Annotated in this window: 14 protein-coding genes; all 14 read right to left on the bottom strand. The window is 70.2% G+C overall.

The genetic code is table 11. The features are described from left to right. Positions 1 to 27: 27 nt before the first annotated feature. The 14 genes from XM48_RS16070 to XM48_RS16005 all read right to left on the bottom strand — a co-directional run bounded on the left by XM48_RS16070 (position 28) and on the right by XM48_RS16005 (position 12,095). Positions 28 to 549: a GNAT family N-acetyltransferase gene (locus XM48_RS16070; protein ID WP_046456964.1), complete on the bottom strand. Its 522-nt coding sequence runs from the start codon at positions 547 to 549 to the stop codon at positions 28 to 30. Next, on the bottom strand, positions 546 to 1,583 hold the full coding sequence (locus XM48_RS16065; RefSeq protein ID WP_046456849.1) for an LLM class flavin-dependent oxidoreductase: 1,038 nt from the start codon (positions 1,581 to 1,583) through the stop codon (positions 546 to 548). The genes XM48_RS16070 and XM48_RS16065 overlap by 4 nt, the downstream gene beginning before the upstream one ends. Before the next feature lie 56 nt (positions 1,584 to 1,639). After that, positions 1,640 to 2,401 (bottom strand): amino acid ABC transporter ATP-binding protein, encoded by a 762-nt coding sequence (locus XM48_RS16060; protein ID WP_046456848.1) that lies wholly within the window; start codon positions 2,399 to 2,401, stop codon positions 1,640 to 1,642. Next, positions 2,398 to 3,195, bottom strand: a complete 798-nt coding sequence (locus XM48_RS16055) for an amino acid ABC transporter permease (RefSeq protein WP_084821242.1) — start codon at positions 3,193 to 3,195, stop codon at positions 2,398 to 2,400. Before XM48_RS16055 ends, XM48_RS16060 begins: the two co-directional genes overlap by 4 nt. 9 nt (positions 3,196 to 3,204) lie before the next feature. Further along, the gene (locus tag XM48_RS16050; RefSeq protein ID WP_046456847.1) at positions 3,205 to 4,071 is read right to left on the bottom strand and encodes a transporter substrate-binding domain-containing protein; all 867 of its coding nucleotides are present in this window, start codon (positions 4,069 to 4,071) and stop codon (positions 3,205 to 3,207) included. A gap of 124 nt (positions 4,072 to 4,195) precedes the next feature. Beyond that, on the bottom strand, positions 4,196 to 4,966 hold the full coding sequence (locus tag XM48_RS16045) for a maleylpyruvate isomerase family mycothiol-dependent enzyme (protein WP_046456846.1): 771 nt from the start codon (positions 4,964 to 4,966) through the stop codon (positions 4,196 to 4,198). 5 nt (positions 4,967 to 4,971) lie between these two features. Next, positions 4,972 to 5,808 carry a fumarylacetoacetate hydrolase family protein gene (locus XM48_RS16040; RefSeq protein ID WP_046456845.1) on the bottom strand — a complete coding sequence of 279 codons (837 nt, stop codon included), beginning with the start codon at positions 5,806 to 5,808 and terminating at the stop codon, positions 4,972 to 4,974. Beyond that, positions 5,805 to 6,932, bottom strand: coding sequence for a cupin domain-containing protein (locus tag XM48_RS16035; RefSeq protein ID WP_046456844.1), 1,128 nt, complete (start codon positions 6,930 to 6,932; stop codon positions 5,805 to 5,807). The genes XM48_RS16040 and XM48_RS16035 overlap by 4 nt, the downstream gene beginning before the upstream one ends. Positions 6,933 to 7,058: 126 nt before the next feature. Then, positions 7,059 to 7,868 carry an IclR family transcriptional regulator gene (locus tag XM48_RS16030; RefSeq protein ID WP_046456843.1) on the bottom strand — a complete coding sequence of 270 codons (810 nt, stop codon included), beginning with the start codon at positions 7,866 to 7,868 and terminating at the stop codon, positions 7,059 to 7,061. Positions 7,869 to 7,876: 8 nt separating this feature from the next. Continuing rightward, entirely contained in the window at positions 7,877 to 8,737 is an 861-nt protein-coding gene (locus XM48_RS16025) for an alpha/beta fold hydrolase (RefSeq protein ID WP_046456842.1), read from the bottom strand. Between the two features lies 1 nt (position 8,738). Further along, complete coding sequence (locus XM48_RS16020; RefSeq protein WP_046456841.1) at positions 8,739 to 9,620, bottom strand: MBL fold metallo-hydrolase; 882 nt, start codon at positions 9,618 to 9,620, stop codon at positions 8,739 to 8,741. Next, the gene (locus XM48_RS16015; protein ID WP_046456840.1) at positions 9,617 to 10,744 is read right to left on the bottom strand and encodes an aryl-sulfate sulfotransferase; all 1,128 of its coding nucleotides are present in this window, start codon (positions 10,742 to 10,744) and stop codon (positions 9,617 to 9,619) included. Before XM48_RS16015 ends, XM48_RS16020 begins: the two co-directional genes overlap by 4 nt. A gap of 2 nt (positions 10,745 to 10,746) precedes the next feature. Continuing rightward, positions 10,747 to 11,241, bottom strand: coding sequence for a MarR family winged helix-turn-helix transcriptional regulator (locus tag XM48_RS16010; protein WP_052961576.1), 495 nt, complete (start codon positions 11,239 to 11,241; stop codon positions 10,747 to 10,749). Further along, complete coding sequence (locus tag XM48_RS16005) at positions 11,238 to 12,095, bottom strand: ABC transporter ATP-binding protein (protein WP_046456839.1); 858 nt, start codon at positions 12,093 to 12,095, stop codon at positions 11,238 to 11,240. Before XM48_RS16005 ends, XM48_RS16010 begins: the two co-directional genes overlap by 4 nt. Positions 12,096 to 12,101 lie beyond the last annotated feature (6 nt).

The raw sequence follows: 12,101 nt of genomic DNA, 5'->3' as shown, positions 1-12,101 counted from the left end.
TGCCGGTGACCGCGGTCACCCCGGGGCTCAGCCCAGGTCGTCGAGGCGTTGGGCGTAGGTGAAGAGGTCGAGCACGCGCACGCCGTCGATCCAGAGTCCGTCGCGCTCGGGTGCGCGTTCGAAGCCGAGCGCGTCGTAAAGGCGGTGGGCGCCGCGCATGTTCGGTGCCGTCTTGAGCACCACGGCGCCGAAGCCCTGCGTCCGCGCCTCCGCGAAGACGTGCCGCATGAGCGCGGCGGCGATCCCGCGCCTGCGGGCCTGCACCGCGACGCCGAGCAGGCGCAGGTCGAGCTCGTCGTCGGCCACGTCCTCGTGCAGCGGCGGGCCGCCGGCCCGCCGCGTGGTGACGCTGCCGAGCAGCTCGCCGTGCTCGTCGGTCGCGACCCAGACGTCGAACGCCTCGGCCCGCACGGCGGAACGGTGCATCGGGTCGTCGTCGTGCTCGTCCTCGCCGTAGTCGTGCGCGTACGCGGCGTCGATGAGGCGGTCGATCTCGGCGTACTCGGTCGGCAGAGCCGCCCGGATCCGGGTCTCGGTCCCCACGGTCATGCGCCGGACCGGGCGTTCGCGGGGGTCCACCCGAGCGCGGGGCCGATGCGCGTCGCGAGCTGGTGCAGGATCTGCTTCCAGTCCTCGAGCTCGAACTCGAACGGCAGCTCGAACAGATAGTCGTCGGCGGCCTGGAACGCGATGTCGCCGCGGATGAACTCGATGATCTCGTCCTGCGAGCCGAGCACGTCCTTCGCGATGATCGTGTTGCGTCCGTGCACCTGCTCGGTGCGCGGGTTGCGCGCCTCGGCGTACGCCCGGTACTTGCGCTCCTGCTCGGGCGTCGCGCCGTCGGTCGGCACGATCACGCGCGCCACCGTGGCCCGCGCGGCATCGCCCGCGGGGTGGGCGGCGCGGAACGCGTCGATCTGGTTGCGCTGCGCCTGCGCGAAGTCGGTCACGCCGTTCTCGGCCGAGCTGATGTTGCTGACCAGCCAGTTGAGGCCCGCGGATCCGGCCCACTCTGCCGAACGCAGCGATCCGCCGCCGTACCAGAGGCGGTCCGAGAGGCCCGGGCTGTGCGGTTCGACGCGCTCCGAGTCGAAGTCGCCGCCGATCCCGTTGTACTCGGGCACCTCGCGCACGCGGTCCCCGGCGAGCAGGCTGCGCAGCCGCTCGATGCGTCCGTAGCCGTAGTCCTCGTCGCGCCAGCCGGTGTCGTGCACGAGGTCGTTCGCCGCGTCGTCGTAGGCCGGCGGGTGCACGCTGAGCCCGGGCAGCGCGCGTCCGCCCGAGATCACGTCGACCGTCGCGAGGTCCTCGGCGAGGCGGAACGGGTTCTCGAAACCGACGGGGATCACGGCGTTGCCGAGCCCGATCCGCTCCGTGCGCTGCGAGATGGCGCCGAACAGCACCGCGGGCGACGAGACGCCGTGCTGCAGGTGACGGGTGCGGGTCCAGCCGCTGTCGAGCCCGAGCTCCTCCGCGTACCGGAACAGCTCGATGGCGTCGTCGAAACCGCCGCGGGGGTCGTCCCGGTCGAACGGGACGAGGTGGATGAATCCGAGGTGGCGCAGGGGGCGCGGTGCGGTCATGAGGAGTCTCCTTCTGTGGCGGGTTGACGTGTGCGGGATCGGCGCGGTCGGCGCGATCAGATCTGGTAGTCGGGGGTGCCGAGCGCGAGGTGGTACTCGCGGAGGAACGCGCGGGTGCGGGTGCCGACGTCCGCGCCGAAGAAGGCCTCCGGCGACGCGTCCTCGATGACGTCCCCGCCGTCGAAGAAGAGCACCCGCTGCGCCACCTGCCGCACGAAGTGCATCTCGTGCGAGACGATCACCATCGTCTGGCCGTCGGCCGCGATCCCGCGGATCGTCGCCAGCACCTCGCCGACGAGCTCGGGGTCGAGGGCGGAGGTCGGCTCGTCGAGCAGCAGCACGCTGGGCTCCATCGCGAGCGCGCGGGCGATGCCCACGCGCTGCTGCTGGCCACCCGAGAGCTGCGCCGGATAGTGCGCGGCGTGGCTCGCGAGGCCGACCCGGTCGAGGTGCTCGAGGGCCCGCTGCTCGGCGGTGCGCCGGTCGAGGCCGCGGATCACCCGCAGTCCCTCGGCGACGTTCTCGAGCGCGGTCTTGCGCGAGAAGAGGTGGAACTGCTGGAACACCATCGCCGTGCGCCGGCGGAGCTCGAGGATCTCGGAGCGCTTCGCCGTCGCCGCGTCGACCGTCAGGTCCCCGACCGTGATCCGCCCCGAGTCCGGGTGCTCGAGGAAGTCGATGCAGCGCAGCAGTGTCGACTTGCCCGCTCCCGAGGGACCGACCACGGCGGTCACCGTCCCCGGTTCGAAGCGCAGGGTCACCCCGTCGAGGATCGTGCGTTCCCCGAAGGACTTGCGGACCTCGTCGAGCGCGATCATGCGGGCACCTCCGCGGTCTTCGGGTCGAGCGCGGCGGGGCGGGCGCCCGACGGGCGGTCCGATCCGGGAGCCGCCCCGCGCCCGCGCCTCGCACGCGGGATCGGGCGCTGCATGCGACGCTCGACGATGCGGGTCACCTGCTCGATCACGACGGTGAGCCCCCAGTAGATGATGGCGGTCGCGAGATAGGCCTCGAAGTAGTGGTAGTCGCGCCCACCGAGGATCTTGGCGTACGCCGTCACCTCGATCACCGAGACCACGAAGGCGAGCGACGACTGCTTCAGCATGCCGATGAACTGGCTGACGAGCGTCGGGAATGCGACGACGCTGGCGTTCGGGATCGTGATCCTGCTGAGCGTCTGCCACGGCGTCATGCCGAGCGACTGCGCGGCCTCGATCTCGCGGCGATCCACCGAGAGCAGCGCCGCGCGGATCGTCTCGGAGGCGTACGCGGCCTCCGCGAAGGCGAAGGTGATGGCCGCCACCAGGAAGGGCGAGAGCGCGAGCGCGTCGAAGTTCGTGCCCGCCGCCTGATTGATCATCAGTACCGCGATGGGCACCGCGTTCACGTTGAGCAGCAGCTGCACGAGCACCGGGGTGCCGCGCAGATAGGACACGAAGACCGCGTTCACCTGGCGCAGCACCGGGATCCGGCTCATCTTGATGAGCGCCATGATCAACCCGATCACCGTGCCGAGCAGCGTGGCGACCACGCTGAGCGCCAGGGTGATCGGGATGTAGGGCAGCAGCCCGACGGCGTACTTGCCGACCGCCCCGAAGTCGATGATGGTCACGCGCGGCGGCTACTGCTTGGGCACGGAGTAGTCGGCGCCGAAGAACTGCTCGCTGAGCTTCTTCAGCGTGCCGTCCTTCGCGAGCTCCTGCAGCGCCGTGTTGATCTCCTGCTCGACGTGCTCGCGGTTCGGGGTCTGACGCGAGACCGCGAAGGCCGACTGCAGGTTGGTGCCGAAGTCCTGGGTGAGGTACTGCCCGTCGATGGGGATGAACTTGAGCTTCAGCTCGGGCTTCTTGCCGTATCCGTCGAACACGACCTGCTCGTTGAACTCGAAGTCGACGAGGCCCGCCGCCAGGTTGTTGTACTGGGTCTGCAGGTCGAGCTCGGTGTACTCGATGTTGATCTTCTTGTCGGGGTGCTGCTCGTTGTAGCTCTCGAGGATCTTGGTGAAGTTGAGGCCGGGCTCGCCGTAGACCTTCTTGCCGGCGAGGTCCTGCAGCGAGTCCACCTTCGAGATGCTCGAGTCCTGCTTCACCACGACGCCGAACTGCGCCTCGAGGTACGGATCGGTGAAGTCGTACTTCTTCTTGCGCTCCTCGTTCGCCGAGAGGTTGTTGGCGACGATGTTGAACCGCCCGGAATCGAGGCCGGCGAACAGCGCGGGGAACTCGGCCACCTGGAAGTCGAAGGAGAGGTCGGCGACCTTCTTGTCGACCGCGCGGAGGATCTCGATGTCGTAGCCCGTCAGCTTGTCGCTGTCGTCGAGGAAGGTGTAGGGCTTGGGGCTCGCGCCCGTCGCGACCACGATCTTCTGGGCCTTGCCATCCTTCGCGTCCCCGCTGCTCGCACCTGCCGCGCCCGAGCAAGCGGTGGCGCCGAGGCCGACGACGAGGAGAGCGCCGAGGAGGGCGGCGGAGCGGGCGGAGCGCGTCATGAGCGGGGTCCTTTCGTGGGTGACAGGCCCACGTTAGGAACCAGAGACACATGCGTCCAAATTATGTGTCTCATTCTTACGCATTATGCATGAGTCGCGCGCGCACCCGCGCTGCGCCGCCCGGTCACAGCCAGCGCGGCGCCGCCGGGAGCCGAACCGGAGCCTCGCCGATTCCCCTCGCCTCGAGCCCGGCTGTTTCCGAGGCGCGACCGCGGCCCGAAGCCCAGGCCAGCAGGGCGGGAAGCGGCCCCTCGATCCGGATCAGCGATGCCGCACCCGGCGCGGGCGCGCCCGCGGAGAAGCCGCTCGCCGGATCCGACAGCACGAACCCCAGCCGCTCCCCGCGCGCAGCCCAGGTCCCGACGATGTCCGCGAGCAGCCGCTCGGCGATGGGTGCGGGGACGTCGCCCCATCGCGCGCCGTTGTCGAGATCGATCGCGTGCAACCAGAGCTCCCGCAGCCGCATCCAGGCCGTCTCCGAGAACGGGACCTCGCGCCCCGTCGCGGTGCGCACGGACGCACGCCAGGCCGCATCGGGCGAATCCCGCCACTCGACGTCGAGACTCACCGCCGAGTGCTCGAAGAGGTGCCGCAGCGCGTGCGGCTGCAGGGTCGCCCCGCGTGCGATCTCGCGATCACGCGCATCGGGCGACGCGTACATCGGATGCGGCTCGCCCGAGTTGGCCCACAGCGCGAGCCGGCACAGCGCACGGGCGTTGTAGCCCACATGGGCAACCAGGTGCCTGCGATTCCATCCCTCGAGCCTGGTCGGGGCGTCGAGATCGGCGTCGCTCAGCTCGCCGAGCTTGCGTGCGAAGAACGCCGTAGCCCTCCGTACCTCCAGCAGATCGGCGCGCACCCGCTGATCGGTGGCCAGGTCGTGACGCGCGACCATCGCCGTTACCCCCGCGCCCCGACGATGCGATTGACCAGGGCTCCGATGCCCTCGATGCGCGTCTCGAGCACCTCGCCCGGACGGAGGTAGCGCTCGGGATCCCGCGCCCGCCCCACACCCCCGGTCGTCCCGGTGAGGATCACGTCTCCCGGCAGGAGCTCCGTGATCGTCGAGATGTACGAGATCAGGAACTCGGGGCCGTGCACCAGATCCCCGAGCCTCGCGTCCTGCATCACCTCGCCGTCCACGAGCGTCTGGATGCGCGCGTCCACCGGCATCTCATCGGTCGTCACCAGCTCGGGACCGAGCGGTGTGCTCGCATCCCAGATCTTGCCCTGCAACCACTCGATCGTGCGGAACTGCCAAGTGCGCATCGATACGTCGTTGGCGATCGTGTAGCCGGCGATGTGTGCTCCGGCCTCCTCCAGCGGGATCCGCCGTCCGGCTCGGCCGACGACGATCGCGAGCTCCGCCTCCCAGTCGATCGCGGAGTCCTCGGCCGGGATCTCGATCTCGGCGAACGGTCCGGTGAGCGTCTGCGCGAACTTCGCGAAGAGCGTCGGATGCGACGGCAGCTCGCGCCCCATCTCCCGGATGTGGCTCGCGTAGTTCAGTCCGCAGCAGAGAATCTTCGCCGGGCGCGGCACCACGGTCTCGAGCTCGACCGCGTCGAAGGGAACCCCGCTTCCCCCCTCGGCCGTTGCGCCAGCGGCCCGCGCGCGCCAGTCCGCATCGGCGAGCAGCTCACCGACGTCCGATGCACCGGGGATCGGGATCCACCCGGACTCCCCGCGTCTCGCCGCGGTGCTTCCCGATGCGGTGCGGATCGTTGCCAGTCTCATGCGTTCTCCTCCTCGATGAAGCGACGGTCGAAGTGCAGGCGCTCGATGATCGGCTGATCCCCGAACGCGAACAGGTCGAAGTCGGTCTCCGCGCCGATCCGGCACGCTGTCCACGAGGGCACGACGATGAGATCCCCGGTCTCGACCACGATGCGCTCGCCGTCCAGCACGAACTCGCCGCGCCCGGCGAACACCTGGTAGACGGTCGAGCCGACCTCGCGGACCGTGCGGGTCTGCGTGCCGGCGCGGAACCGGTGGAACTGCGCCCGGATGGTGGGCATGATGTCGCCCCCGGTCGTCGGGTTGACATAGCGCACCGCGGCGTGGCCGGGCTCGATGGTCGCGGGCACTCCCTCGTCCTCGAGCAGGAGCTGCTGCGCGAGCGCCCGATCCGTGTGCTCCCAGCGGTACGCGCCGATCGGGGAGTTCACGGTGGGCTGCAGCGCAGACAGCGGCCGCAGGCCGGGATGACCCCACAGACGCTCCGAGCGCGAGATGTCGGGAGTCGCCTCGTCGGTCACGCGGTCGATGCCGAACTCGAAGAACCCGGTGTCGGTGTAATGCACGAAGGGGATGTCGAGCCCGTCGATCCAGGCCATCGGCCGGTCGGTCTCGTTGTGGTGGCCGTGGAAGTTCCATCCGGGCGTCAGCAGCAGATCGCCGCGGCGCATCGCGACCGGATCGCCGTTGACGACCGTCCACACGCCCTCACCCTCGACGACGAAGCGGAAGGCGTTCTGCGAGTGCCGGTGCTCCGGGGCGATCTCGCGACCGCCGAGGTACTGGATCGCCGCCCACAGCGTCGGGGTGATGTAGGGTCGCCCGCCGAGGCCCGGATTCGCCAGGGCGATCGCTCGACGTTCCCCGCCCCGTCCCACCGGTACCAGCTCGCCCGCCTGCTCGGCCACCGGCAGGATGCTGGTCCAGCGCCAGACGTGCGGCACCGCTTGCGGCGACGGCTGGTTCGGCATGAGGTCGCCGATCTGCGTCCACAGCGGGATCATGTGCTCGCGCTCCATGCGCCCGTAGAGATCGGCAAGGCCGGCCTCCTCCTCCGGCGTGGGCGGCAGCATGGTGTTCCGCACCTCATCGTGCGAGAGTTCCTCGAACTCGTCGGCGCTCATCGGCGGCTCCTTCCTCGTACCCGCCGAGCGGTGTCCCGCGGCGGCGTCGGTCTCGACGACTCCGAACGTAGGCGCGCCCTCGGCCGGACGGGTCGGGATTCCGCAGAGCAGAATCCCAGGGGGAGATCAGTGCCCGCCGCTCCCGTGGAACCCCTCGGCGGCGAGCGCGTCCTCGACGGCGTCGCGGCAGCTCCGCAGCTCCTCGACGACGCGTCCGGAGCGCATACGCGCGACGCGCGAGGAGCGCACCGCGACCGCCACCGCCGCGACGACGCGCGTCTCGCCGTCGCGGACGGGCATGGCGAGGGCGCTGAGCCCGAGTTCCGAATCGTCGAGGTTGCGGGCGTACCCGCTGCTGCGCACGGCGGCCAGCTCCCGGCGGAGCCTGGCGCGTTCTGATTCGGGCAGCGCATCGCCGGATCGACCGGCCCGCTCGCCGCCGAGCAGCGTCTCGACCGACGCGGGAGAGAGGCTCGCGAGCATCGCGCGGCCCCCCGCCGTGTAGATCGCCGGCAGCACGATGCCCCGCCGGTCGCCGACGGCGCCGCCGTCGAGGGATCGGACCGTGAGCAGGAACCGGACCCGCGCGCCCACCCTGATCATCAGGTTGCTCGTCTCCCCGACCCGGTCGGTCAGGCGTTCGAGGTGCGGCCGAGCCAGGCGGCAGAGCTCGCGGGTCCACGGTTGTCCGATGGGCCGCTGCCCCACCGCCGGGCCCGGGTGGTAGCGGCGCTCCTCGTCCTGGAACGCGAAGTCCCGGAACACGAGCATGCCGAGCAGACGGTGTGCGGTCGAGTGCGCGACGCCGAGCTCGGATGCCGCATCCGCGACGCGCAGGGGACCGGTGTCGCGCAGCAGCTGGATGAGCGTGAGCGCGTGGTCGACGGAGGCGATCGGGTAGGACGGCGCCTCCCGGCGCAGCGGCACGTCGCGCATGGGCGCCTCTAGACCGGGGTCTTCGCGCTCTCCAGCGCGCGGAAGGCCGCGGTGACCTCGGCGGCGAACACCTCGGGGATCGTCTCGTACGGCACGTGGGCACCGCTGAACTCGGCGAAGTCGGCACGGTAGCGGTCGGCGATGCGCCGCAGGCTCTCGCGGTAGATCCCGAGGAGCTCGGTGTGCTGCTCCGTGCCGCCGACAGTGCCGATCCCGATCAGCAGCGGCGTCCGCCGCGCATCGATCAGCTCGTCGGGCGCGTCGTAGCGGTCGAGCACGCCGAGCTCATGACGTACCCACTGCTCGCCGTTGCCGCGCACGCGCTCGCGCAGTCCCTCCGGTTCGGGCACATCGCTGTCGTCGCCGACGAGCCACCCATGGAAGTCCTGAACGGCCTCCGGGTAGCCGCCTCGGGCCACCGCCGCCTCCATCCGATCCTGCAGACCGCGCAGGAACGCGTCGCGATCCGGCAGCGTGCCGATCTTCGGCGGCTCGTGCGCGATGACCGCTCGGAGCACGTCCGGGTGGCGCAGGCACAGGTCCATCGCGATCGTGGCCCCGCTGCTGTTGCCGAACACGAGGGCCGGACCGAGTCCCACCGTCTCGATGAGCGCGGCCGCATCGTCCGCCTGCTGATCGATGTCGGTCGGCCCCAGCCCGCCCGCGACCGCGCTGCGGGAGTTGCCTCGGCGGTCGTAAGTGATCACGGTGTATTCGCCCGAGAGCGCCGCGGCGGCGCGCTCGTACATGCCGGCGTCACCGCTGGCCCCCGGGATCAGCAGCAGCGGCCGGCCCGACCCCCGCAGCTCGTAGTGCAGTTCCGCGCCGGGCACCTTCGCCGTCCCGATCCGCTTCCCGTATCCGTCCATGTCAACGCTCCTTCGCTGTCGTCATCATCCGGTCGGCTCCGCTGCCGACCGGGATCTCCTGCAGATCGCGGGCGACCACGATCCGTCCATCGAACGTCGATGCGGCGGCATCGCGCCACATCTCCTCGGACACCACGTCCCCACCCGGTACGAGGTGGGAGAGCACCAGCGTGCCCACCCCGGCCTCCGCCGCGACGCGTCCCGCATCGGCGGCCGTGGTGTGGCAGCCGAGCAGGTGATCCATGAGGGTCCCCGCGTTCGCTCCCTCTGTCTGGGCGGCGAGAGCCTCCGGGAAGATCGCCTCGTGCACGAGCACGTCGGCTCCCCGGGCGAGCTCGATGAGCGCCGGACTGTAGGACGTGTCCCCTGAGAACACCACCGACCCCTGATCGCTGTCGAAGCGGTACCCGAGCGCCACCTCGAACGGCGGGTGGTCGACGAGCGCGGTCGAGACCCGCAGGCCGTTGCGCTCCCGGACCACACGCGCATCGTGGATGTCGGTGTTGCGCAGCATCTCGGGAAACGCTCGCCTGCCGGTGGTCGCGGTCCTCGCGGCGATCTCGGGGGCGGCCATGCTGAGGAAATCGTGCGTCATCGCCGTGGTGCCGGGGGGCCCGTAAAGGTCGATCACCTCTTCACGCCCGTCGGTCCAGGCGATGAGCGGCAGCGCACCGAGGTCGAGCATGTGGTCTGCGTGGTGGTGCGTGATGTAGGTGGCCGCGAGATCGCTGCGCGCGATCCCGGCCATCGCCATCTGCCTGGCGACGCCGTTGCCGCAATCGATCACGTGCACCTCACCGCGGTGGACGATGGCCTGAGCCGGTGCGGCACGCTTCGGGACGGGCCGGGGCCCGCCCGCCGTACCGAGCATGACGAGTCTCATCGCGTTCCTCCTCGTTCGGACTCGGGCAGGGGCACCCCGGCCGTACGGAACAGGTCCCGCGGGAACTTGCGCGCACGGAACATGCGGTTCGACCGCGCCCCGGAGTCCTGGAAGGCCCGGAACTCCATGTGCGGGTTGACGTACTCCCAGACGGTGTCGCCATCGCGGGTCACCTCGAGCACCCGTCCGGTCAGGCCCTCGCAGGCGAGGGTGTTGCCGTTCGGCAGACGCTGCACCGACGACTGCAGCGCGCTGAACAGCTCCCACGGCACGGGGTCGGTGTACCGCCACACCTCCTCCCCGGTCTCGAGATCGAACTCGATCAGGCGGGAGTACGGCGGGGCGCCGTCGAGGCGGTTGAAGCCGTTGTCGAAGACCAGCACTGTTCCGTCGTCGGTGATCCACGGCGAGTGCTGCCCCGCGAGGGTTCCTGAGCCGTAGCGGCGGGTGATCTCCCCGGTCTCCCGCGAGATGCGCAGCACGGTCGAGGTCTGCCGCGCGCTGAGCAGGATCTCCCCCGTCTCCAGCTCGGCGATCCCGTTGCCGTGCAACCATTCTTCGCGGTCCATGGGTCCCGGACCGATCACGTCGAGCTCGGGGTCGAGGTGCTCCCAGCTGCGCCACTCCCAGATCTGATCGCCCTCCCGGGTGAGTTCGACCAGGGTGTCGGCCCACATCGTCGCTCCCGGCTCCCCGATGCCCCCGCGCACCCGCGCGGCGATCTCCTCGGGAACCGCTCCGATGCCGAGCAGCAGCACGTTCCCGTTGGCGAGCAGGATCCCGTCATGATGATGGCCGGAGTGCCGGACCTCCCAGAGCTTGCGCCCATCCCAGTCGAACTCGGCGATCGCACCGGCTTGGAACGGGAGCCCCGAGAGGAATGGATGGTCGTCGCGGACCTTGCCGTTCGCGAGCAGGGTGCCCCGGCTCGTGATCGTCTGTCCGAGCCCGGGAGGCCACGGCAGATCCCACCCGTGCACTTCCGCACCGGCCTCGTCGACGAGCCGGACTCGGGTCCCGCCCCAGCTCGAGGCGATGAGAGTCAGCCCCTTGTCCACGCGCTCGGGGTCGAGCAGGGTGACGCCGCCCAGCCGCCTCCGTTCCGGAACCGCGGTGAATGTCATCGTCACTCCCCGCTCAAGGTCTCGAGGCGGGCGATCAGCCGATCCATGCCGCCGAGGAACTCGAGCAGTTCCCCGCCGGAGAATTCCGCGAACGTGTCCGCTCGCAGTGCGTCGACGCGCGGACGTAGTTCCGCGAGCAGGCTCCGCCCTTCGGGGGTGAGCACCAGCACGTTGCGCCGCTGATCCCGCGGGTCCTTCAGCACGCGCACGTAGCCGCGCCGCGTGAGACGGTTCGCGACGTCGGTCATGTTCGACTTGTCCATCGAGAGGTGCGCGCCGATGTCCTTCTGGCTCTCTCCGGGGAACCGTTCGAGGAAGGTCAGCACACCGAACTGGGTCGAGGTCACCTCGGCGGAGACCGCCCGGCCCCAGGATGCCGTGTAGAGCTGCGTCAGGCGGCGCAACCGCAGCATGAAGGCCCAGGTGGGGTCGGTCCCGCCCACGGTCTGCTCGGCCCGGGGCGCCGTCGTCCCGTCGGTCGTGTTCGTCTCGTTCATCGCTGTCCTGCTTTCGTTCCGCCCAAGGCCACCTGCAACAATTCTGTCGGCGAAGTCTGCGCCGACTGCGAACGGATCTCCCGGAGGATCTCCGCGCGCACCTCGCCGAAGCGAGGCAGGGTCTTCGTCTCGATCTGATCCCGTTCTCGACCGAGTCCCGTCTCCTCGACGCGCACCACGCCGGCCGGCGAGCCGCCGAGAACCACGACGCGGTCGCTCAGATAGACGGCCTCGTCGACGTCGTGGGTCACGAGCAGCACCGAGGTCCGGTACTCCTCGCGCAACTGCAGGGTCAGATCCTCGAGCTCGGCGCGCGTCTGCGCGTCGACGCTCGCGAAGGGCTCGTCCATGACGAGCACCGAGGGCTGGTAGGCGAGCGCCCGGGCGATCGCGACGCGCTGCTGCATCCCGCCGGAGAGCTCGTGCGGCAGCTTCTTCGCGTGGGCCGACAGCCCGACCGCTTCGAGCGCACGTTCGACGCGCACTGCGCGATCCGGCTTCGGCAGGCCCTTCCCTTCGAGAGGAAGGGCAACGTTGTGCGCGACGCTCATCCAGGGGAGCAAGGACCGCGAATAGTCCTGAAAGACGATCGCGAGCCCCTCGGGCGGCGCAGCGACCCGGTCGCCGCGGAAGCGGACCTCTCCGTCGGTCGGCGCGAGCAGTCCGGTGAGGCAGCGCAGCAGCGTCGTCTTCCCGGTTCCCGAGTGACCGACGACGCAGACGAACTCCTGGTCGTGCAGCGCGAAGTTCACGTCGGACAGGATCGTACGCCGCCGATCCCCCGAGCCGTACGCCTTGCTCAGGTGGACGGCTTCGAGCACCGCCGCTCCTGCGGATTCCGCTGAAGTGTTCATTTCTCT

Origin of the sequence: Leucobacter sp. Ag1 (genome assembly GCF_000980875.1) — a bacterium.
GTDB classification, from domain to species: Bacteria; Actinomycetota; Actinomycetes; order Actinomycetales; family Microbacteriaceae; genus Leucobacter; species Leucobacter iarius.
This window is presented reverse-complemented; position numbering and strand designations above follow the sequence as displayed.